We start from the raw sequence: 22,904 nt of genomic DNA on the forward strand, positions 1-22,904 counted from the left end.
TAATGCGTTTCATAATTATAACATTAGCCATTTATTTGTCGGCTTGTTCGGTTCTTACTGATGATGACAACTTAGATTTACAAAATAAAGATATAAACCACTTTTCTAAACCACATATGTCAGAGTTTAGTGCCCATCATTATAGTGAGCAAATAGCTTTAGAGCTGCTTCAGCAATTTCGTCCAATAAAACCAAATACTTCAATTGCTGTAGGAACTTTAGTCCCTGTTAATACATTAACATCAATCTCAGAAAAAGGGCCTTCCAAATTAATTGGTTTGCAAATGCAAGAAGGTTTAACGACAGCTGTTGCTCAGTTAGGGTTTAAAGTAATAGAGTATAAAACTTTACCTAAAATTATTTTAAAACCAGGACAAGATAGCATGTTATCGAGAGATGTTAGTCAGTTAAACGAGAAACATAAAATTGACTATTTTATTACTGGTACTTTGACTGAGGTTCAAGATCAATATATTGTAAATGTGAAGCTTATAGATAGCCGTAGTAATGTGATTCATGGCGCAGCTACAAAAACAGTCCCACTCAATGCTTTTTGGTCTCAGGAGAAAGTGCAGTTGAGAGATGGTTCTTTAATTCGTAATCATTATTAATGGAGAGTTCAATGCGTTTTAATTACTTAATTATAGCGGCTGGGTTAAGTTTATCTGCTTGTAGTATGTTTAACACCCAAGAAATAAGTGAGCCTTTTGATGATAAAAGTAAATCATCAGATAACAACTTTCAGTCATATTCAGGTAAAAGTGTATTGGCTGCTTCTAAAAACACCAGTAACTTTAGAACAGTAAAAAACATTAACCATTATGTTAGAGGAATAATGCATGGGCTTATTGATAATATTCAGTATGTGAATAGTCAAACTCCAATAGGTGTTACTAGCTTTGTTTTTTTAGATGGGGATTATGAAAAAGCCCCGTTAATTGGTAATCAATTGTCAGAAAGTTTTATGCATGAGGTTCATAAGTTTGGTATTCCAGTTATAGATTTTAAAACTACAGATTATATTCGTGTAGCGCCTAGTGGCGACTATATATTTAGCCGAGATTTTTTGGAGTTAAAAGGTAATTTACCTATAAAATATGTATTAGGTGGCACATTAGTAAAACTTGATTCAGGTTATATGGTAAATGCAAGAATAGTGGGTGTTAAATCGAAGGCGATAGTGGCTTCATCTCAAGGTTTTATTCCCTCTCATGCGGTTGATGCATTAATTTCAAGTTCACTTGAAGATGGTATTCCTTTAGTTCAAGGTGAAGAGTCTTAGCGCTTAAAGAGTGAATTATGAATATTTTAAAGCTTATTTTTCTAACTTTTATTTTTATATTATTAACTGCTTGTACTTCAACTAGTGAAAATAGAGACAATAAATGTGAACTTGATTTAGTTGATAGTTATTGTGATGAAGTAGAAGTTGAGGTTAATAAAGATGCTTTAGTATTTAAAACAAAAGCAGATTATGTCATTAATAATACCAAGCTTTTGAGTGAATACGTGGAGCAAATGGCTATGGGGCTTATGGATAGTTTTCAAGCTTATGCCCCAGATACAAAAATTGCTGTAACTTCCTTTGTTGATCTTAATGGTAATTTACAAAGTACAAATATGTTAGGAAATCAGATTTCAGAAAGCTTTATTCATGAAGTACAACAATATGGCATACCTGTAGTTGATTTTAAAGTGATGCAGTATATTGAAGTGAACAATAGAGGCGACTTTGTTTTTTCACGTAATAATCAAAAATTAGCGGAGTCTCTAGAAGCAGATTACATCTTATCAGGTACATTAGTTTATACAGCGTCTGGTGTTGTTGTAAATGCCAGAATAGTTAATATGTCGTCTAAAGTAATTATTGCTTCAACTAAAGGCTTGATACCTACATTTATATTAGAATCTACACTATCACCTAAATTGACGAGTGAAGACACTAATGGCTAAGGGCTTAAAATGAAATATATTTTGTTTATATTAGTATTCGTGATAGTAGGTTGTAGTATCTTTGAAAATAATGATACAGAAAAAAAACGAAAGCAAAAACCTGCAACACAAGTGGTAATTAAAGGTGAAACTCAATTAGAAAAATACGCACGGCTGCGAGCTGAAAATAATAAAAACTTAAAAAGTAACTTACCTTCAGAACAAGCTAAAAAAATAAAAAATGAGGTCAAGAGAATAACACTTAAGCTATTAAGTAAATTAGATGTATTAGATGGTAATAAATCAATTATTATTGAACCAATTACAATAGCGGACAAAATGCCTTCTAAATTCACAGAAGTGAGAAATCAAATAGAGTTTCTGTTAATAAATGAGATGTTTGAATTTGGTATACCAGTTATGGATTACTCTAGAAAAAATAAAGGCTCAGACCTTATCCTCCAGAGTCATTTAAGCTTGTATCAAGAAAGCTATATACTAAGCACATTTGTTAAGAGTAGAGCCTCTGGTGAAATTAAATCAGCAGCTCAAATCCCATTAGATAATAATTTATTAGAGCAGCTAAAAGATGGGGTTAGAGTTTTAAAGTAACCAAAGCTAGGTGTTCACATCGGTTACTTATTGGTTTAATATGAGTTTATATTTATAAGGTCTCATTAGCTCAGCTGGATAGAGCGGTCCCCTCCTAAGGGATAGGTCAGAGGTTCGAATCCTCTATGGGACGCCATTAATTTAAGTATTTCTCTAGCGCTTCTGAACCACCAATATGCTTACCAGCTATAAATACTTGCGGTACAGTATCATTACCAGTAATTGCTTTTAAGCTGGTAAATGATGCATCTTGTCCTAAAACAATTTCCTCAAAACTCACGCTTTTTTCTGTTAGTAAGTCTTTTGCTTTTTGACAGAACTGACAGCCAGGTTTTGTAAACATTGATACCGCTTCAACAGACTTTTGATTTGGATTGATATAATTTAACATAGTATCGGCATCTGATACTTCAAATGGGTCGCCTGGTACGTCTGCTTCTATAAACATTTTATCAATTACACCATCTTTCACTAGCATAGAATAGCGCCAGCTGCGCTTACCAAAGCCGATATCTGATTTATCAACTAACATGCCCATGCCTTCGCTGAATTGGCCATTACCATCTGGAATTAACTGAATATTGTCAGCTTCTTGACTCGCAGCCCAAGCATTCATAACAAAAGTATCGTTCACTGAGATACACACAATGTCATCTACGCCATTTTCTTTAAATACAGATGCCAGTTCGTTAAAGCGTGGTAAATGTGTTGATGAACATGTTGGTGTGAAAGCTCCTGGTAGCGAAAATACAACAACCGTTTTGCCTTTAAAAATCTCACTTGTAGATAATTGAATCCAGTCATCATTTTTACGCATAGGGAATGTGACGTTTGGAACTGTTTGACCTTCGATATTTTTAAGCATTATAAGTCCTGTTATTTTGTATGATTTGTTTCGTTTGTATGAGCTTAGTATTACTCAGATTGTTAAATAGGTCTAATTGATTGTAGTTATTACTATGATTGGTAAAATCGATTGGTTTGTTTTAAATATTTACTTTTATGAATGTTTTCAGGTATACAATGTTTTAGCTGACTTAACTTGAAATCAAAAACAGATCTTAGATAAAACAATTCGAAGATGACGGGGGAGATTATGCGTGTAATAGACCTTAGATAATACAATTTGGTTATGAGTGATTAATGACTCTGTAAAATATTTCAATAAATGCGCTTCTCAGCGCATTTAATTCAGCTTTATAGTTCAGGCTCTTCAACTTCTATTAATAATACGATATCGCTAGTTTGAATATTAGCTAATAGTTCATCGCCAATGCTATTAGCTATAGCGCTACGGTTATAAACTTGATTAACTCTGACTTGGTTAGCACTTGTAATGATATAAGGCTGTTGAACTCCTTGCTCATCAGTAAAAAAAGATTGATATGCAATAGCAAAAGATTGGCCTTTTTTAACGCCATGCTGTTTGCCTAAATTAAAGGTAACAGTATTGTCTTTAATATGTTTTATTTTTCCTTGGATTGGTAAGCAAGATAATTTTTCTTGTAAATCTAGACTAATTTGATTTGATAGTTCATTTAAAGCTTGTCCATATTCTGAATGCCAAAAAGTATTGCTTTTAGTATCAACTTTTACGGTTTTATCAAAACGCCAAATGCCGCTTGTAGCATAATCTTGTTGTAAAATAACTTCTTGTGTAACGGCATTAAAAAGAATGAGTTCAAAATCAAAAAATCGCTCAAAACTGTTTGATTGCCAAAACATGATGTCAGAATTTTGCTGTGAGCCCATAGATATATCTTTGATCTTAGAGATTAAAACATATTGACTGTCACTATTTTGTGCGATCTGTTCAATAAGCCTAGAGTCAAAATTATACTGTTGATTAAAAAAATCGATCACTGGAATTGCTTGTTGATAGTAGGCTCTAGGTGTAATTGATTCTGCTGATTTAATGCTTTTGAATATTTTTGCGCTAAAGGTTTTATTAATGTCAAAAATTTGGCCATTTCGAGCCTGTTCTTGATTAGGCATTTGTGTTTGTGTAATCGCTAAGCTCTTTTTAAACTCAGATGCAAAACATTGTTTTTCATCTGCAAAAATATCTAAACGTAAGGTGACAGAAACTGAATCGTTTGAATAAACTTCATCGACTAACTCAATATTTTGTATTTCGCCATGGGAGCTGACATGGGTTTGTTCTTGTGTCATTAAACCATTAGCAACAGTCTGCACGCTAGTGACAGATGCACCCGCGAATATAAGAGCTTGTTTAATTGCATCTTCTATGGCTCTTGTTTTTGCACTTTGAGTATCACCGTCTCTTATTTGAGATTGCCCAGTAGATTCATACCATTGAGCGTACGAGGGAAGTGTTATGCACAATAAAAATAGGAAAAAGTACTTATTCATAAATCGCTCTTTAATTTGTAAAACATTACATTTTCAATCATAAAGATAGTAAATAAAGCAAATCCTATACCAATCCAGCCAAACTATTTCTATTAATACAAAATGGGCATATAACATGCATAGATAAGATATCAAAAATAACTTTCATCGGATGTAAGTCGACATTATGAATAAGCTAATAATAGGTACCTGTATCGCATCACTCTTAGGTGGATGTTCAAGTATGTTTAATAAACATGTTGAATATGATTACCTGCAACCGGACTCTTTTCCTATTTTAAAAGCGGTTGGTTATGCGCCTATTAGTTTACAGCCTGGTAAAAACCAGCAGCAAAAAGAGATTTTAGCGATTAAAGCATCAAAGCTAGAAGCTTATAGAGAACTTGCTGAGCAAGTATACGGCCAACAAATTACAGCTAACTCATCTGTTCGCGGCATGATCACAACCAATGATACGTTAAACTCTAAAGTTCAAGGCGCTGTTAGAGGCGCTAAAGTGATTAAAAGTTATGCGATTGGCGATAGTTATGCTACAGAATTAGAGCTTGATATGAAGTTAGTTCATGATTTGTATATAGGTCAAGTTAAACCAAGAACTGTAAAAAAGATCACATATTATTAAATTAAGCCGAGTGATTAGGCTTTTATACCTTTGCTTAATAATGTGCCCGCTTGCGACTTACCTTTATTATCATAAGTAAGAGACTTGATTGAACCAAGTAGTATATCGGTTACTTTTTTTACGGCGATGTGCGTTTGGTGGGCAGCATGAGCGTTTGTATCATTTTGTTGCTTACAATTATTTAATTGCTCATTTATTGCGTTAATATCTTCTTTTATTGAAGGCACCACTTCTTTTATTTGCTCAAGAGAAGAGTTGGTTAACTTTTTATCTAAAGTTGATATTTTATTTAATAATATGACTTTTTCTTTTGCTGTACTTTCTAAAGCATTACCATTTCTGGCATTGATTGCTTCTAATTCATTTTGTAAAATTAGCCATAAAGCATCTAAGTTTTGCTTTTGCTCAATTAAAGACTGCTGAATATTTTGTACTGCATTTTGTTCAATCATTTTATTAACCGTATAAATCGAATTCGAAGCCAGCTATTTTTTCAGCTAGTTTTTCTGCATTCACTTGATAACTACCTTCACTAATCGCTTTTTTAAGTTCGTTTACCTTTTTGCTATCAAAACCTTGCGATTGTTCAGCCTTTTCGTGTAAGCCTCGAAGTTGTTGTGCTTGAGGTGTTAAACTTACAGAGTCAGTAGCTGCTTTAGCTGTCGCTGCGGGCTGATTTTGTACTGGTGTCGTTGAATTGTCTTTACTGACATTCAGCTGCTTTGAATTTGTATAGGCAACATTTTGTTGATTGCCTTTATTTACTTGGTTAACCATGAGATATCTCGCATTAAAATTTCACTACTTTTAGTATCGGCCAATTTTAGAAATAGTTTAACATATATCTTAAATACTTACTTTAACTTGATCAACACCTAGTACTTTAGCATGTAACTTCTTACCAGACTTAGAGTTTTTAACAGAAATATTTTGGCCAATAATTCCATCTTGTAGCGCAAATCCTGCTGTTTTTATCCTTAATCCACGTACACCTGCAAAAATAGTGACCTTATCTCCCTTACAAACCATACAAACTTGCTTATAAGTGATTGCTGATCCACTTCTTAAATTCCGTTTACTACGACTTCCTAATAGAGTAGTGCTTTGTGTTTCATTTAAATATTGTGTTCTGATTAAATGTTTTTGCATTTGTTTTATACTGAGATGTTCTTTTGTAATAACTTCGCCTTTATTTAGGTTTTGATTGACAACAACAACAGGGGCAAGCTCCATAATTTTGACCTGAACATATAAATTCCACTTTTTTTCATCTAAACACTTAATTTGTATCGTACTCTGCCGATTACTTCTTTGTACTTTTGCTGAATTGATTAATAATTCAGTATCACAATTTTTATCGGGTATTCTTGGATCAATGGCAAGCGCTGATAGTTTTCGCGTACCACTAGTCAAACCTTGTAAATCTTGTTCTAAATAATTTATAGCAAGCTGCTCTAATTGCGCTTTTGAATAGCTTACTGCTGTGACGTTATTGGATAATAATGTCAAAAATATAAAAAAAATTAACTTATGATGATTTTTATTAAACAAACTCATTATGTTTCTACTATGCTTTATGTTGAAAACAGGGTATAAATATTTTGCGTCAATAATCAGACGCTTGCTGTATATAAATTTACTTATACTTTTTATGAAAGCAATATTCATTCCTAATATTTAGCTTTTCATTCAGGAGATTGAAATGGCGGGCATTTTAGACTCGGTCAACCAAAGAACACAGTTAGTAGGTCAAAATAGACTAGAGCTTTTGTTATTTAAACTTAGAGGCCGTCAGCGCTTTGGTATAAACGTGTTTAAAGTGAGGGAGGTTTTACAATGCCCACGACTAACTTCGTTACCAAAATCGAATTCGTATATTAGAGGTGTGGCACATATACGTGGTCAAACTATTTCTGTAATTGACTTATCTATGGCAATAGGTGGTAATCCCATTGATGATATTGAAAATGGCTTTATTATCATTGCTGAATATAACCGTTCTGTGCAAGGCTTTTTAGTTGGATCAGTTGAGCGTATAGTGAATATGAATTGGGAGTCTATTTTACCTCCTCCATCAGGCTCTGGTAGAAATTCATATCTTACAGCCGTGACTGAAATAGAAAAAGAACTTGTAGAAATCCTTGATGTTGAAAAAATATTAAGTGATATTTGCCCTGTTGATACAGAGGTTAGCTCTGAGATTGTAGATGACGGCGAAATTCAAAAAGATTTAGGAGAGCGTATTATTTTTATAGCGGATGATTCTGCTGTTGCCCGTAATCAAATAAAAAGAGCGCTTGAACCTCTGGGTATTCAAACCGAACTTGCTAAAAATGGTAAAGAAGCACTTATTAGGCTCAGAGAAATTGCAGAAAAAGAATGTACAACAGATATAACCGAAAGAATTGGTTTGTTAATTTCAGATGTAGAAATGCCTGAAATGGATGGTTATACATTAACTGCAGAAATAAAAGCTGATCCTCGATTAGCACCTTTGCATGTTATATTACATACTTCATTAAGTGGGGTTTTCAATCAAGCTATGATTGAAAAAGTAGGTGCAGATGATTTTATTGCTAAATTTAACCCCGATGAATTGGCTGCAGCAGTTAAAAAATGGGTTCACTGTGATTAATATTCACTTTAACTTAATATATAGGTATATCAAATTTGGCTAATAAAAACTTAGAGCAGCATGAATATAATCAATTTCGCACTTTTTTAGAACAGCAGTGCGGAATTGTTTTGGGTGATAATAAGTTGTATCTAGTAAAAAGCCGTTTAGCACCTTTAATGGGGCGCTTTGAAGTTGAATCATTATCTGAATTGGTAAGTAAAACTTTAAGCCCTAGAGAGCGGCAATTGCGTGCCGCGGTTGTTGATGCAATGACAACCAACGAGACTTTATGGTTTAGAGATCAATATCCATTTGAGCTTTTAAAAAGTAAAATATTCCCAGAATTTAAAAATTTACGCCGTCCAGTTAAAATTTGGTCAGCTGCAAGCTCATCAGGGCAAGAGCCTTACTCAATAGCCATGACAACAGCTGAATATCAGGCAAAAAATTTAGGTTCCTTTACTTCTGGAGCACAAATAGTAGGTACTGATATTTCAAATACGATGTTAGACCTGTGTAAAAATGCAGAGTATGACTCTTTAGCATTAGCGAGAGGGCTTTCTCCTGAAAGACGTAAAAAGTTTTTTACAGATAGTGGTCATGGCATGGCAAAAGTTGTTGAGCCGGTAAGAAAAATGGCAACATTTAGGCATTTAAACCTGCTTGATTCTTATGCTTTAATGGGCAAGTTTGATATTATTTTTTGCCGAAATGTACTTATTTATTTCTCTCCTGAAATTAAATCTAAAATAATTGGTCAGTTTGCGCAGGCTTTAAATCCAAAGGGATATTTATTTTTAGGCGCATCAGAATCTATGACGGGATTGAATGATGATTTTGAGATGATCCGCTGTAACCCTGGCATTATTTATCAAAAAAAATAATTTTTAATGGACTTGAAATAAACATGAGGTTTATTTTAAGTCTTTGTTTTTATTTGTTTTAAATTTTATCTTTTTTACCCTCACTCCTTATTTATTAATCCTTCGCAATATGGTCTAACCTTTGCAGTAACTCTCTAAAGTCAAAAATTTGGAGGGGTTATGGCGATCAGTTTTGAAAAAGCTTTTGGCATACATCCAGGCGCTATGACAGCAAGGTCACAGCGTGCAGAAATTATAGCAACAAACATAGCTAATGCAGATACACCTGGTTATAAGGCCAAAGATATAGATTTTGCCGCAGTATTAAATCAAGCTAAATCTAAGCAATCGGGTTCTATGACGCGAACTCATGATAAACACTTTAATCTTAATGCTAATTCTATCAATGCTAACGCGCAATTTCGTAACCCTTTACAGCCAGATACAGGCGATGGAAATTCAGTTGATGTACAAGTGGAACGAAACTTGTATGTACAAAACTCTATAGAGTATCAGGCAAGTTTAAGATTTCTAACAGGTAAGATCCAAGGGCTTAAAAAAGCGTTGAGCGGGCAATAAAGCATGAGAGGTAATTTATGAGTTTATTTAATGTATTTGATATAGCTGGTACGGGTATGAGCGCGCAATCAGTGCGTCTAAATACAACAGCAAGTAACCTTTCAAATGCCAATTCAGTCAGTTCTAGTGTTGATGAAACATATAGAGCGAGGCATCCAGTATTTGCCGCAGAATTGACAAAAGCTGCCGCTGCTCAAGGTGGTGAATCTGTTGGAGTTAAAGTCTTAGGCATTGTTGAAAGTGATAAACCTTTGAATGTTGAATATAACCCAGGACACCCTATGGCTGACAAAGAAGGTTATATATATCGCCCTAATGTAAATACGGTTGAAGAAATGGCAAATATGATTTCAGCATCTCGGGCATATCAAACAAATGTACAAATAGCGGATGCAGCAAAAACAATGTTAAGTAAAACAATTTTACTTGGTCAACGTTAATAGGAGCCTAAAATGATAAATCCAATTAATGGTAGCCAAAGCAGTAGTTATGTCGATAGCTTGCGAAAAAATGAAGAGAAGGAACCAGACTCAGTACCTCAAGGTGAACTGACTCAAGAAGATTTTTTCACGCTAATGACAAAACAATTGGCAATGCAAGACCCTTCGAATCCAACAGACAATGAAGCCATGATGCAGCAGATGACAAATATGTCGATGGCGGAAGGTATAACCAATATGTCGACTAAGTTTGATGAGTTTGCTGAGTCAATGTCATCGAACCAAGCGTTGCAAGCTTCAAGTTTAGTCGGTCGAGATGTTTTAGTTGATACGCATTATGTAACAAATACTGCCGGCGAAGAAATGTCAGGACGTATACCTCTAGAGTATCCTGCTTCAGATATTAAAATTCGTATTGAAGATGAAAGCGGCGCTGTTGTAGGGGAAGTTCCTATGGCCGCATCTAACGGTGGTAACTTAGAATTTAAATGGGATGGAAAAGACTCTCAAGGAAATCCAGTTCCAGATGGTAAGTATAAAATAAGGGCTGTTGGTTTAGTACAAAATGTGCCAGATGAAAATGGTGTTTTAAAAGCGCAGCATATTGAATTACCGGTTCAGATGCGTACTCGTGTTGATAGCGTGAGTATGGGGCAAAATGGAACTGGATTAACACTCAACTTCAAAGATTTAGGTAGTGTGAAGTTTGAAGATGTGATTGAAGTTAGTTAATAAGGTAGGAATTATATATGTCATTTAACATAGCATTAAGCGGCTTAACAGCGGCACAAAAAGACTTAGATACCACTGCAAATAATATTGCAAACGTAAATACTTATGGTTTTAAAGAATCAAGAGCTGAATTTGCGGATGTATTTTCAACTTCATTATTTTCTAATTCTAAAACACAAAATGGGGGTGGTGTTTTAACACAAGATGTTGCTCAGCAATTCCATCAAGGTAGTTTATTATTCACATCTAACTCATTAGATATGGCTGTAAGTGGTAATGGTTTTTTTGTAACTACAGATGGGCCGTTAAGTCGTGACTTTACATATACTCGTGCCGGCGCTTTTAAGCTGGACTCTGAAAATCGCATTGTGACTTCAAATGGTGATTTTTTACAAGGTTTACCTGTTAATGATGATGGTTCTGTTAAATCAGTTAGTTTAAGTACCACAGCACCAATCCAAATTCCAGATAGTGCCGGTGCACCAGCTCAAACTTCACAAATAGATTTAAGTTTTAATCTTGATTCAAATGCTACAAGCCTAAACCCAGCTGCTTTTGATCCTTCAGATACAAATACATTTACCTCATCTACTTCTACAGTGGTTTATGATTCTTTAGGTAATAGCCGTATTTCATCTGTTTATTATGTTAAAACGACTAATCCTGCAGCTTTAGGTGCTGGTGCTGGCGCCGCTCCAGGTACTCCAGGTGTAATTCCTGCTTCTGCAGATACAAATAATAATAGTTGGGTCATGTTTAGCACATTAACCGATGATGCAGGTAATGTAGTTCCTGTTGATTTACAACAAGATCCTAATGCTACAGTCCCAGCTGGTCATACTCCTTTAGAATATCAAGCAACAACAGGTCAAAGAGGAATGGTATTACAGTTTGATACTTCCGGAGCTGTTGTACCGGGCTCCTTTCCTACACCTATCACTGAGCCATTAGGTGCTGTGGGTAGTATTACAGCCCCTGTACCTGCGATACCGCATGATGGTGCTGGTGCTATTACCAATGGAGCTAATTCAGATCAAACCTTTAATTTTGTAATGACTAATCTTACACAGTTTTCTACCCCTTTCGAAGTATCAGCATTAAGCCAAGATGGTCAAACTGTGGGGCGTTTAACGGGGATTTCTATCGGTACAGATGGTTTAATTGAAGCTAAATACTCAAATGGAGACTCACAAGCGATCAGTAAAGTGGCGCTTGTGCGTTTTCCAAATGACCAAGGTTTGACTCAAATCGGTAATACAAGTTGGACTTCAAGCCAAACCTCAGGTGATCCGCTTGCAGGCGAGCCTGACTCTGGCACTTTCGGTTCTATTCGTTCGGGTACACTTGAGCAATCTAATGTAAATTTAACCGGTGAGCTTGTTGATTTGATCACTGCACAAAGAAATTTCCAAGCTAACTCTAGAGCACTTGAAGTAAATAACTCAATATCTCAAACAATATTGCAAATCAGATAATAAAGCTGCTTCGCACTTTTATTAAGGCCACTGCGTGGCATGGTTTTAAATTAATTATCAAAAATCATTATTGGTCGTTAATTTAAAACCTTTTTATTACATATATCACCAATGCTTCCGTTAATTATAAACCTTCATATTATTAATTTTTAGTATCACTACCTCCTCTAGCTAACAAATAAATCATGTGCGATATGCATTGGCATCAAAATTGCTGTATCTATGTAAGTATCATTTTTTTGGCGTTTTACAATGGATAAATTGTTATATGTTTCGATGAGTGGCGCAAAGCAGAACCTCATTGGAACGGCTGTAAGTGCCAATAATTTGGCTAACGCAAAAACAACCGGTTTTAAATCTGATTTTGAACAAGCGCGTTCCATGCAAGCCTTTGGTGAAGGCATGCCTTCGAGGGTATTTGCTATGACTGAAAGGCCTGGCTCAAATATGAGTTTAGGACCTATCGCTACAACGGGACGCAATTTAGATATTGCAGTATCCGGTGGTGGTTGGTTAAGTATTCAAGATAAAGAAGGCAATGAAGCTTATACCAGAGAAGGTAACTTACATGTTTCAGCAACTGGAGAGTTATTAACTGCCAGAGGAAGTACCGTGATAGGTTCTGGTGGTCCAATCATATTACCTGTTCCAGTTGAAAAAATAGAGATTAGCAGTGATGGTACGATACAAGTTAGACCTCAAGGTGCGCCTGCTAATTTTATGGAAGAAGTTGATCAATTAAAAATCATAAAGCCAGAGAATAATAATCAATTAGAAAAAGGTTTAGATGGTTTGTTTAGGCCAAAAGATGCACAAATTGCAGGTGAGTTATGTGGCTTTTGTGATTTAGATCCTGGTGTGAGTGTACTAAGTGGGGCACTTGAAATGTCAAACGTGAACCCGGTAGAAGAAATGGTGGGTATGATCTCACATCAACGTCAATTTGAGTTACAGGTCAAAATGATGAAAACAGCAGAGAAGATGGATGAAAGTCAATCTTCTTTACTTAGAATAGTTTAGGCAGGAGATAGATAATGAACCCAGCATTGTGGATCAGTAAAACAGGGCTTGATGCTCAACAGACAGATATATCTGTTATTTCAAATAACTTGGCGAATGCCAGCACGGTTGGTTATAAAAAGAGCCGTGCAGTATTTGAAGATTTGTTATATCAAAATATCAATCAACCAGGTGGTCGCTCTTCTCAAGATACTGAATTGCCTTCAGGTTTAATGTTAGGTGCGGGTACTAAAGTTGTAGCAACTCAAAAAAACTTTTCACAAGGTAATTTATTAACCACAGACAATTCAATGGACTGGATGATTCAAGGGCAAGGTTTCTTTGAAGTGTTAATGCCAGATGGCAGTCAAGCTTACACACGAGCGGGCCAGTTTACGACAGATGGTGATGGAAGAGTTGTGACCTCAGGTGCGGGCTTTCCAGTGCAACCTGAAATGAATGTACCTGATGATGCACAATCGCTAACCGTTTCGCAAGATGGTGAAGTATCAGTTCATATTCGTGGGCAGGCTGAAAACGTGGTAATTGGTCAGTTAACGATTTCTGACTTTATTAACCCAGCAGGGCTTGAACCGACTGGTCAAAACTTATTTACTGAGACTGCAGTAAGTGGTGCGCCTGTTCAGGGTAATCCAGGTGTACAAGGTTTAGGTATTATAGTGCAAGGCGCGCTCGAGACTTCTAATGTAAATACGACGGAAGAACTTGTTAACTTAATTGAAACACAAAGGGTTTATGAAATGAACTCTAAAGTGATTTCAGCTGTTGATGAAATGATGAGCTTTATTAACCAGCAACTATAAGTATTTTAGGAGATAGGGTTATGTCTAGATTAACGCGTGTTTTTAAACCTACAGTTAGTTTTGTTGTTTGTGTTTTACTTGCCGGCTGTGTATCGACTGCAAATCGACAAGTTGTTTCAAATGACCCTTATTACACTCCCATAGCTCCTGCTGCTGAGGCGAAAAATATCGTTCCAACAGGGTCATTATTCAATGCAATCAGCACTAATGACATGTACTCAGATAAAAAAGCGGTCAGAGTAGGCGATATTATTACTGTGATGCTTAAAGAGTCAACTCAAGCATCAAAAAGCGCAAAAACAGAAACAGATAAAGAGTCTGATTACAACTTAGACCCAATCGTAGGTTTGGGCGGAAAAAATGTAAATATTGGTGGTCAGAGTATCCAGTTAGGAATGAAGTCAGGCGGTTCATTTACTGGAGAAGGCAAATCTAATCAATCAAATAGTTTAAGCGGTAATATAACTGTGAACGTAATGCGGGTATTAGCAAATGGTAATTTAATGATCCGTGGTGAAAAATGGCTAACCTTAAATACTGGAGAGGAGTTTATTAGAGTTGAAGGTATTGTAAGAGCGATTGATGTCAGTGCAGAAAATACAGTTGAATCAAACAGAATCGCAAATGCACGCATTCAATATTCAGGTAAAGGTGATTTGCAAGAAACACAAAGTGCAGGTTGGTTATCAGGTTTCTTTATGAGCGTATTATCTCCTTTTTAGGAGAGGCAATATTATGAATATTACATATTTTTTAAAGGTACTTTTATTTTTGTCCTTATCTGCTTTTTCCATGAAAGCATTTGCAGAGCGTATTAAAGATGTTGCTATGGTAGAAGGCATACGCTCTAACCAATTATTAGGTTATGGTTTAGTGGTAGGTTTACCTGGAACAGGTGAAAAAACGCTTTATACTGAGCAAACATTTAAAGCTATGCTAAAAAGTTTTGGTATTACCTTGCCTGAAAGTGCAAGGCCAAAAATTAAAAATGTAGCTGTTGTTGCCGTGCATGCTGATTTACCTGCTTTTGCAAAGCCAGGACAACGAATTGATTTAACGGCTTCTTCAATAGGAAGTGCGGGAAGTTTACGTGGTGGTACGCTACTTCAAACTTTTTTAAAGGGTGTTGATGGTAATGTTTATGCAATTGCTCAAGGTAGTTTAATAGTAAGTGGATTAGGTGCTGAAGGGTTAGATGGCAGTAGTGTCTTAATCAATACCCCTACAGTAGGGCGAATTCCAAACGGTGCGACAGTAGAGCGTTCAGTTCCTAGCCCATTTGGAAAAGGCGATTACATTACTTTTAATTTGAATAATCCTGATTTTACATCAGCAAAGCGCCTAGCTGATTCAATTAATGACTTAGTCGGACCTAATACGGCTCGCCCCATGGATGCAACTTCAATTAGAGTGACAGCTCCTCGAGATGTTTCGCAGCGTGTTGCCTATTTAGCAACTTTAGAGAACCTTGAATTTAAGCCCGCAGATACAGGCGCTAAAATTATTGTTAACTCAAGAACAGGTACAATTGTAATCGGTAAAGATGTAAAATTGCAACCAGCCGCAATTACTCATGGCGGTTTGACAGTCACTATAGCTGAGCAACAGAAAGTTGATCAACCAGACCCTTTTTCTGAAGGCCAAACAGTTGTTACTACACAAAGTATCGTAGATGTGTCTCGTGATGATACTCGCGCTTTTGTTTTTGACCCTGGTGTCAGTTTAGATGATTTAGTCAGAGCGATTAATGAAGTTGGTGCAGCACCAGGTGATTTAATGGCAATACTTGAAGCGCTAAAAGAAGCTGGCGCATTAAGTGGGCAGTTAATCGTAATATAAAATAGCGATATATATTTAAAAATTACCAAGCGCCTCGTTAGGGTGCTTTGTAATTATATGATGTTGTTTCCCCTTTCATTTCTTACTCTCATTTACCCTTCTAAATTAATACTTTTTAGCGTATTTGTTAAGGTAACTAAAGCTTAAATAATAAAATTAATATTCTGGCTTAATAGTTGCATTTTCCTTAATATTAATCAGTTCAGTGTCAATAAATTGTTATGAATGAAGTCAACCAACAAATGCCAAGCAACTACTTTGATCTTAATAGTCTGAATGAATTAAGACATGATGCTACCAGTAGTAATGGTAATGATAGAGAGGCTTTAAAAAAAGCGGCTCAGCATTTTGAAGGTATATTCATGAATATGTTGATGCAAAGTATGCGTAAAGCAAATGAAGCTTTTGAATCAGATAGTCCTATGAATAGCAGTTCAACAAAGTTCTATGAAGGCATGTTTGATCAGCAATTAACATCAGATCTTTCTCAAAATGGATCATTAGGATTAGCTGATTTGATTGTTCAGCAATTAAGTCCTGATTACCAAACTTATAAACCGGCTTCAGTTTTACGATCTGATGCAAGCTTTAATAACGAATCATCAAAAGTAGGACAAGTGAATAGTTTTGTTTTACAAAATTCGAACTCTCATAGCCTACCTGAAAAAGAAACTACTCCCCAATGGATAACGGATAGATTTAAGCAGCAGCAAGCAGAGTTTTTAGCAGGTAAACCGCAAGAAAAAGCGCCAGTTGAAAATACTGTAGAGCCTAAGTTTGAAACTCCAAAAGACTTCATTAATTCAATGTGGCAATTTGCTAAAAAAGCAGCGGAAAAAATTAACCTAGATCCTGCCGTTATGGTTGCACAAGCAGCGCTTGAAACCGGTTGGGGCAAACATATTATTAATCAGCCAACGGGAGCATCAAGCAATAATCTATTTAATATTAAAGCTGATAATAGTTGGCAGGGCGAGAGTGTCAAAAAATCAACTTTAGAGTTTGAAGATGGCGTTGCAGTTAAGAAAAATGCAGCTTTCAGAGCTTATAAAACCATAGAAGACAGCTTTAATGACTTTACTAATTTTTTGAGTTCAGGACCCCGTTATCAAGAAACACTTTCTAAATCGTCAGACTCGGAACAGTTTTTGCATTCATTACAAAAAGCTGGTTACGCCACAGATCCTAATTACGCCGACAAAATTATAGATATATTAAAAAGCGAGCGTTTTACTCAAGGTCTAAAGCAAGTGGTAGGTAACTAATATCAAATAATTTTGGAGTTTTAGGTTATGGGTTTTGGTATTTTAGGAACAGGGGTATCTGGATTAGCGGCTGCACAAAAAGGCTTAGATACTACTGGGCATAATATTGCAAATGCAAATACTAAAGGCTTTAATAGGCAGACCGTTGAGCAACAATCTACAGTAGGTATTCCATTTGGTGGTGTTTTTTTAGGAAATGGTACACAAATATCGTCAATTTCCCGCGCTTTTAATGAATTTTCCTTTTCCGAAGTACTTTATAATCAGAGCCAATACAATTTAAATAATTCAATGACGGTAAACGCAAGTCGTTTAGATAATTTTTTGGCTGACACTGATACAGGTATCACTAAAAGCATTGAAGATATGTTTGATGCTGTAAATGGTGTTACTGAAGAGCCAACAATTGTATCTGCTAGGAATGTATTTTTAAGTACCGCAGAATCTACTGCTAAACGTTTTAATAATATGTTCACAGAAGTAGAACAACAACACCTTGGTAATATTAATCAAGAAATAGAAACAACAGTTTCTGCTATGAATGAACTTAGTAGTCGAATAGCACAGTTAAATGGAGAGATAGCTGTTGCAACATCTGTTTCTGGTAGTGGCTTTCCGCCAAATGATTTATTAGATAAAAGAGATTTATTAGTAAGCCAATTAAGTGAATATGCTGAGGTTAATACATTAGAGTTACCAGATGGTACTATTAACTTGACTATCGGTACAGGTTTAACATTAATCACAGGCACATTTGCGATACCATTGTCTGTAGAAAGGAATGAATTTGATACTAGTACATTAGAAATTGGCATTTCTGCAACACCTGGTGCGCCAAATAAATCGATCGTAACAGACCAAATACAAGGTGGCTCCTTAGGGGGGGTAATAAAAATAAGAGATGACCTTTTATTACCTTCAATAAGAGATATGGGAAAAATGTCTATTGCTTATGCTGATACATTTAACCGTCAGCAATCTTTAGGCCGAGATTTAAATGGCGATGAAGGGGTGAACTTATATAAGGATATAAACGACCCACAATTAGCTTTATCTCGTACCTTAAATTCAACGAACAACCCAACTGTTACAGATTTTTCAGTTAATATTAATAATACTTCTCTATTAACTAATCAAGACTATTCAATGGTAGTCGATTCTAGTGGTAATTTGGTTGTAACAGATCAAGATAACAATACATTAGTGACTTTTACTCCAGCTGATATTACAGCCATGTCACCTCCTACTAATACAAGAATGGAGATTCCAGGTACGGGGATTGATATCAACATACCTAATAATAATCTTGCCGTTGGAGATAAATTCCTTATTAGACCAACTTACACTGGTGCCAGGGATATAAATTTAGAAATTGAAGATCCAAACTTAGTTGCTGCTGCTGATAATTATTTAGAAACGGCTTCAGTTAATAACCCTGGTAATGTTGAAGTTAATTTATATGAAATATCAAATATAGCAGATACTAACTTTCCAAATGCAGCAAACTTCCCTATTCCTTTAGACCCTCAAATTAGAGTGGTAGTTGACCCAACAGGTACACAATACAGTATTCAAAACTCAGCAGGTGTTGCATTAGGCGCTCCAGCTGGTGGTCCATTCAATATACCTGCGGATCAAATAATAGATGTGCCAGGTATGCGAGTAGAGCTAAAAGGTAACTTAGCCGGAAATGAAGTTTTTACGATTACAAATCAAGATGGTGCTCCTCCGTTTGATAATAAGAAATTTGGTCAAGGTGATAATACAAATGCTTTGACTATGTTGAATTATCAAAACAAAAAGACATTAGATGGCGGCACAAATACTTTTTCTGAATCATATGCTGAGCTTGTTACTTATGTTGGAGTAATTACACAAAGTGGGAAAATCAGTGCCGATTCATTTCAAACACTGTTAGCTGGAGCTGAAGAAAGAATGGCAGCGGTTTCTGGCGTAAATTTGGATGAAGAAGCTGCTAACTTAATTCGTTATCAACAGGCTTATGCCGCTTCAGCAAGAATAATCACTGTTGCAAGTGAAACCTTTGATACTTTATTACAAGCGGTTAGATAGGAAATAAATTATGCGAATTGGTACACAAAACTTTTATGACCGTAGTTTATTTAGTATGCAGACTAGACAAGCTGATTTAGATCGTGCTCAAGAAGAATTATCTACAGGCAAGCAAATTTTAAGGCCTTCGGATGATCCCGTTGCTTCAAACTCAATTATAAAGTTAAAAAAAGAGATTGATGTTTCTGAGCGTTATATTAAAACGCAAGATACAGCTGAACGCTTTAATGTTTCAGGTGAGTCAAATTTACAATCTATGACAAATGTACTTTATCGTATTGAAGAGTTGTTAGTGCAATCTGTTAATGGTGCTTTAGATAGTAATTCTCTACAAGCAATAGGAGAGGAGCTACAAGTTAAATATGATGAGTTACTTTCATTAACCAACTCAAGAAATGCCAACGGTGATTACTTTTATTCAGGTTTTCAAACAGATCAAATTCCTTATGAAGAAGATGTTTTCGGTTATGCACAATATCAAGGCGATGACGGTCAAAGAGAAGTATTGATCGCTGCGTCATATCAAGTACCAGTAAATGATTCCGGCAGTAGTTTTATTGATAATGTGTCTTCAAAGTATGGCAATTTTACAGCTGCTGCACCAGGAGTAAGTGGTGCACAAGTATCAGTTGGTTTAATTACAGATCCAACTGAATTTTCACAGCCAACGGCTCCAGCTAGTACTTTTGATTTACAGTTTGTAGGTGCACCATTAACTTGGCAGGCTGTTGATACACAGTCTGGCACTGTTGTTGAGGGACCTCATACTTATAGCGCAGGTGATGAAATAACTTTTCAAGGGATTTCTGTAAAAACAGATGTTAATAATCCGCCGGTTGCTGGTGATCAATTTGTTATGTCACAAGACTCCACTACAGCCCCTGAAAAAAATATGATGTGGGTTATTCAGCAAGCTATTGATGCAACAAAGATATTGGGTACGACTTATACAGGTTCGGCCAATGCTGGTTCCTTAATAGGAGTTGGGGGAGGGGAAATTAAAAATCCTGAAAATCATAATCTTGCCGATTTCCAAATTTCTTTTCCTGCTGCTGGTCAGATCCAAATAGATGAAGTTGATAGATCTACGATCCCTGTAACTGTAATAGCAAATGCGGTACCTGCTCAAGCTTATAATCCTGCAGGTACATCAATAGAGTTTAATGGAATAGAAATCACAGTGGCAGGAGCTGAAGTTGTAGGTGAAACAGTTCGACTCGATAGGCCTGAAAATACACGAAGAGCTGAAATGCTTGGTACATTACAAGATGAGTTGAAAAATGTATTTACTAATGTTGATAATATTCGTTCACAAATTGGTGCGAGGTTAAATACGATATCAAATGAAGCGCTTGCAGTTGAACAATTTAAAGATGTGTTAACTAAAAATTTATCAATATTAGAAGATGTTGATATTTATGAAGCGATGAATAACCTTCAAACCTCGATTACAGGGCTTCAAGCAAGCCAACAAAGTTTTGCTAAAATTCAGAATTTGAGCTTATTTAATTATTTATAGAATTAAATTTTAAAAGTGACTAACCGGTCACTTTTTTATTCCCAAACTCCTTAAGTGACCACCCAATTTTTATATTAAAAAAACCTCTAAAGACTACTTTTATTTCAGAAAATTACAAGCGGCAATAATTTGTAATAATCGGCAAGGCTTAACCGTCAAAAATTAATTATGGACAAAATAGATTTTTTTATAATCATTTAGAGTATGTTTTAAATTGTTTACCTTGTTTTATCCTACTGATTTATATTGAATTAAACTTGTTTCTTGTTTTTTTTATTACCTCGTTTATTTTGAAATTCAATTGTTGGCATACAGGTTGCTTTAACCATGGTAGGACCAAAAAGAGGATTTCTAATCATGGCTTTAAGTGTAAATACAAATGTTGCGTCGCTAAATGGCCAGCGTAACTTAAATAAATCGACCGATATGTTGCAAACATCTATGCAACGTTTGTCATCAGGCTTAAGAATTAATAGTGCAAAAGATGATGCTGCAGGCCTTCAAATTTCAAATCGTTTGACCTCACAAATTAACGGGTTAAATGTAGCTGTAAGAAATGCAAATGATGGTATTTCTATGGCACAAACAGCTGAAGGTGCACTACAAGAAAGTACAAACATATTGCATCGTATGCGTGATTTAGCTTTACAATCTGCAAATGGTACATATTCAAATTCAGATCGTGCAGCAATTCAAGAAGAAGTAAGTCAATTACAAGCAGAATTGGACCGTATATCAGAAACAACATCATTTGGTGATCGTAAATTATTAGATGGTTCATTTGGCTCTGAAAGTTTTCAAGTAGGTGCTAAGTCATTTGAAACTATTAATGTAAGTATGGGTTCTTTTGCATCGGAAGATATTGGTGCACAGTCATTTTCTATGAATGCAGGGCAAAGCCTTGGTTCAACTGCTGGTGCAACAGGTCTAGGTGGTATTGCTTTCTCAGGCGCAGCTACACAGCATGCATTTCTGGGTTCAGCTGGTACGGTTCAAACTGTAAGCATATTAGGAACTCAAGGTTCTGCTACTGCAACATTTTCAGGTTCAGGTACAGCTGTAGACGTTCAGGATGCAATTAATCGTGCAACAACTACAACAGGTGTAATTGCTGATGCACGTACTGTCGTTTCTCTAGATTTTGCTTCAGGGAATGCAACAGGGAATGTATCAGGTGAAACAACAATTACTTTTGCTTTAAGGGGTAGTAATACCGATGAAACTAAGGCAGCTCCTACAATAAAAGCATCATTTACTAATACAGAAGATTTAAGCACTCTAGCTATTGCAGTCAACAATAGTGCTAATGAAACTGGTATTTCAGCGAAATTATCAGCTGAAGGGGCATTAGTTTTAACCAGTGAAAATGGTGATAATATCCAAATTTCTGATGTTACTATTTCTGGAGGTGGAGCTCAAAATGTTTCTAGCTTAACTGTTTCTGCTACCTCTCATGATTATGAAGGTGATATTTCTGACCCTGCCCAAACTTTACAATCAATGACTTTAGTTGGTTCTGGTACTGGTGCTAATGTCGGAATGTCTACCAATACTAATGAGATAAATTTTATTGGAACGATTAGAACAACAGGAAATGATGATTTTGGTATTCAATCTAGTCAAGCTGAATTAACTGGTGGAGGTTTATCTCAATTAGAAAATGTTGAAGATTTAAATGTCGGAACAGCAATTGGTGCTCAAATGGCTGTTGATGTAATTGATGGTGCATTAGCACAAATTGATACGCAAAGAGCCCAGCTTGGTGCAGTACAAAATCGTTTAGATTCTACGATCTCTAATTTACAGAATGTATCAGAAAATGCATCTGGCTCACGTAGTCGAATTAGGGATACAGATTTTGCTATTGAAACAGCAACAATGACAAAAAATCAAATTTTACAACAGGCAGGTACCTCTATACTTGCCCAAGCTAATCAGTTGCCGCAGGCTGCGTTATCCTTATTGGGTGGTTAGTCTTTTTAATGGTCCTAATGAAGCAGTAATTTTTACTGCTTCATTTAATGGATATTGTTAATTTTATTATTTTATTATTTTATTATTTTATTACTTTATTACTTTATTACTTTATTACTTTATTACTTTATTACTTTATTACTTTAATACTTTATCACTTTATTAC

The 22,904-nt window shown here is 35.6% G+C and carries 24 protein-coding genes and 1 tRNA gene; 20 read left to right on the top strand and 5 right to left on the bottom strand.

Annotated features, from left to right (window positions below; genetic code table 11):
- Positions 1-2: 2 nt before the first annotated feature.
- From KO527_RS09990 to KO527_RS10010, 5 genes are all read left to right on the top strand, one after another.
- Entirely contained in the window at positions 3-611 is a 609-nt protein-coding gene (locus KO527_RS09990) for a FlgO family outer membrane protein (protein WP_216040163.1), read from the top strand.
- An 11-nt stretch (positions 612-622) separates the two neighbouring features.
- Positions 623-1,282 carry a FlgO family outer membrane protein gene (locus KO527_RS09995; protein WP_252733602.1) on the top strand — a complete coding sequence of 220 codons (660 nt, stop codon included), beginning with the start codon at positions 623-625 and terminating at the stop codon, positions 1,280-1,282.
- Positions 1,283-1,299: 17 nt separating this feature from the next.
- The gene (locus tag KO527_RS10000; RefSeq protein WP_216040165.1) at positions 1,300-1,953 is read left to right on the top strand and encodes a FlgO family outer membrane protein; all 654 of its coding nucleotides are present in this window, start codon (positions 1,300-1,302) and stop codon (positions 1,951-1,953) included.
- Between the two features lie 9 nt (positions 1,954-1,962).
- Positions 1,963-2,544 carry a hypothetical protein gene (locus tag KO527_RS10005; RefSeq protein WP_216040166.1) on the top strand — a complete coding sequence of 194 codons (582 nt, stop codon included), beginning with the start codon at positions 1,963-1,965 and terminating at the stop codon, positions 2,542-2,544.
- 59 nt (positions 2,545-2,603) lie between these two features.
- Positions 2,604-2,680: transfer RNA gene (locus KO527_RS10010), tRNA-Arg, on the top strand.
- Here the strand turns inward: KO527_RS10010 and KO527_RS10015 are convergent.
- Both KO527_RS10015 and KO527_RS10020 read right to left on the bottom strand, forming a co-directional pair.
- On the bottom strand, positions 2,681-3,409 hold the full coding sequence (locus KO527_RS10015) for a glutathione peroxidase (protein ID WP_216040167.1): 729 nt from the start codon (positions 3,407-3,409) through the stop codon (positions 2,681-2,683).
- Between the two features lie 332 nt (positions 3,410-3,741).
- Positions 3,742-4,917, bottom strand: coding sequence for a flagella assembly protein FlgT (locus tag KO527_RS10020; RefSeq protein ID WP_216040168.1), 1,176 nt, complete (start codon positions 4,915-4,917; stop codon positions 3,742-3,744).
- 166 nt (positions 4,918-5,083) lie between these two features.
- On the opposite strand from KO527_RS10020, the gene KO527_RS10025 reads away from it, so the two are divergent.
- A complete protein-coding gene (locus KO527_RS10025; RefSeq protein ID WP_216040169.1) occupies positions 5,084-5,539 on the top strand; it encodes an LPP20 family lipoprotein in 456 nt (151 codons plus the stop codon).
- 14 nt (positions 5,540-5,553) lie between these two features.
- On the opposite strand, the gene flgN is transcribed toward KO527_RS10025, so the two are convergent.
- The 3 genes from flgN to flgA all read right to left on the bottom strand — a co-directional run bounded on the left by flgN (position 5,554) and on the right by flgA (position 7,207).
- Entirely contained in the window at positions 5,554-5,991 is a 438-nt protein-coding gene (flgN, locus tag KO527_RS10030; protein ID WP_216040170.1) for a flagellar export chaperone FlgN, read from the bottom strand.
- A gap of 4 nt (positions 5,992-5,995) precedes the next feature.
- On the bottom strand, positions 5,996-6,316 hold the full coding sequence (flgM, locus tag KO527_RS10035; protein WP_216040171.1) for a flagellar biosynthesis anti-sigma factor FlgM: 321 nt from the start codon (positions 6,314-6,316) through the stop codon (positions 5,996-5,998).
- A 69-nt stretch (positions 6,317-6,385) separates the two neighbouring features.
- The gene (flgA, locus tag KO527_RS10040; RefSeq protein WP_252733604.1) at positions 6,386-7,207 is read right to left on the bottom strand and encodes a flagellar basal body P-ring formation chaperone FlgA; all 822 of its coding nucleotides are present in this window, start codon (positions 7,205-7,207) and stop codon (positions 6,386-6,388) included.
- Positions 7,208-7,241: 34 nt separating this feature from the next.
- Here flgA and KO527_RS10045 point away from each other — a divergent pair, with 34 nt between their 5' ends.
- The 14 genes from KO527_RS10045 to KO527_RS10110 all read left to right on the top strand — a co-directional run bounded on the left by KO527_RS10045 (position 7,242) and on the right by KO527_RS10110 (position 22,738).
- The gene (locus KO527_RS10045) at positions 7,242-8,174 is read left to right on the top strand and encodes a chemotaxis protein CheV (protein WP_216040172.1); all 933 of its coding nucleotides are present in this window, start codon (positions 7,242-7,244) and stop codon (positions 8,172-8,174) included.
- Positions 8,175-8,209: 35 nt separating this feature from the next.
- A complete protein-coding gene (locus KO527_RS10050; RefSeq protein WP_216040173.1) occupies positions 8,210-9,040 on the top strand; it encodes a protein-glutamate O-methyltransferase CheR in 831 nt (276 codons plus the stop codon).
- 159 nt (positions 9,041-9,199) lie between these two features.
- The gene (gene flgB, locus KO527_RS10055) at positions 9,200-9,598 is read left to right on the top strand and encodes a flagellar basal body rod protein FlgB (RefSeq protein WP_216040174.1); all 399 of its coding nucleotides are present in this window, start codon (positions 9,200-9,202) and stop codon (positions 9,596-9,598) included.
- A 17-nt stretch (positions 9,599-9,615) separates the two neighbouring features.
- Entirely contained in the window at positions 9,616-10,038 is a 423-nt protein-coding gene (gene flgC / locus KO527_RS10060; RefSeq protein WP_042143035.1) for a flagellar basal body rod protein FlgC, read from the top strand.
- Positions 10,039-10,050: 12 nt separating this feature from the next.
- Positions 10,051-10,770 carry a flagellar hook assembly protein FlgD gene (locus KO527_RS10065; RefSeq protein ID WP_216040175.1) on the top strand — a complete coding sequence of 240 codons (720 nt, stop codon included), beginning with the start codon at positions 10,051-10,053 and terminating at the stop codon, positions 10,768-10,770.
- 17 nt (positions 10,771-10,787) lie between these two features.
- Positions 10,788-12,245 carry a flagellar hook protein FlgE gene (gene flgE / locus KO527_RS10070; RefSeq protein WP_216040176.1) on the top strand — a complete coding sequence of 486 codons (1,458 nt, stop codon included), beginning with the start codon at positions 10,788-10,790 and terminating at the stop codon, positions 12,243-12,245.
- 252 nt (positions 12,246-12,497) lie between these two features.
- Positions 12,498-13,265, top strand: a complete 768-nt coding sequence (locus KO527_RS10075) for a flagellar basal body rod protein FlgF (RefSeq protein ID WP_216040177.1) — start codon at positions 12,498-12,500, stop codon at positions 13,263-13,265.
- 14 nt (positions 13,266-13,279) lie between these two features.
- Complete coding sequence (flgG, locus tag KO527_RS10080; RefSeq protein ID WP_042143029.1) at positions 13,280-14,068, top strand: flagellar basal-body rod protein FlgG; 789 nt, start codon at positions 13,280-13,282, stop codon at positions 14,066-14,068.
- A 20-nt stretch (positions 14,069-14,088) separates the two neighbouring features.
- Positions 14,089-14,790: a flagellar basal body L-ring protein FlgH gene (flgH, locus tag KO527_RS10085; RefSeq protein WP_216040178.1), complete on the top strand. Its 702-nt coding sequence runs from the start codon at positions 14,089-14,091 to the stop codon at positions 14,788-14,790.
- Positions 14,791-14,803: 13 nt separating this feature from the next.
- Positions 14,804-15,907, top strand: a complete 1,104-nt coding sequence (locus tag KO527_RS10090) for a flagellar basal body P-ring protein FlgI (protein ID WP_216040179.1) — start codon at positions 14,804-14,806, stop codon at positions 15,905-15,907.
- 221 nt (positions 15,908-16,128) lie between these two features.
- Positions 16,129-17,172, top strand: coding sequence for a flagellar assembly peptidoglycan hydrolase FlgJ (flgJ, locus tag KO527_RS10095; RefSeq protein WP_216040180.1), 1,044 nt, complete (start codon positions 16,129-16,131; stop codon positions 17,170-17,172).
- A 27-nt stretch (positions 17,173-17,199) separates the two neighbouring features.
- Positions 17,200-19,245 carry a flagellar hook-associated protein FlgK gene (flgK, locus tag KO527_RS10100; RefSeq protein ID WP_216040181.1) on the top strand — a complete coding sequence of 682 codons (2,046 nt, stop codon included), beginning with the start codon at positions 17,200-17,202 and terminating at the stop codon, positions 19,243-19,245.
- A gap of 10 nt (positions 19,246-19,255) precedes the next feature.
- Complete coding sequence (flgL, locus tag KO527_RS10105; protein ID WP_216040182.1) at positions 19,256-20,764, top strand: flagellar hook-associated protein FlgL; 1,509 nt, start codon at positions 19,256-19,258, stop codon at positions 20,762-20,764.
- Positions 20,765-21,121: 357 nt separating this feature from the next.
- On the top strand, positions 21,122-22,738 hold the full coding sequence (locus KO527_RS10110) for a flagellin (protein ID WP_216040183.1): 1,617 nt from the start codon (positions 21,122-21,124) through the stop codon (positions 22,736-22,738).
- The last annotated feature ends 166 nt before the right edge of the window (positions 22,739-22,904 follow it).

Origin of the sequence: Pseudoalteromonas sp. C2R02 (assembly GCF_018860845.1) — a bacterium.
Lineage (GTDB): Bacteria > Pseudomonadota > Gammaproteobacteria > Enterobacterales > Alteromonadaceae > Pseudoalteromonas.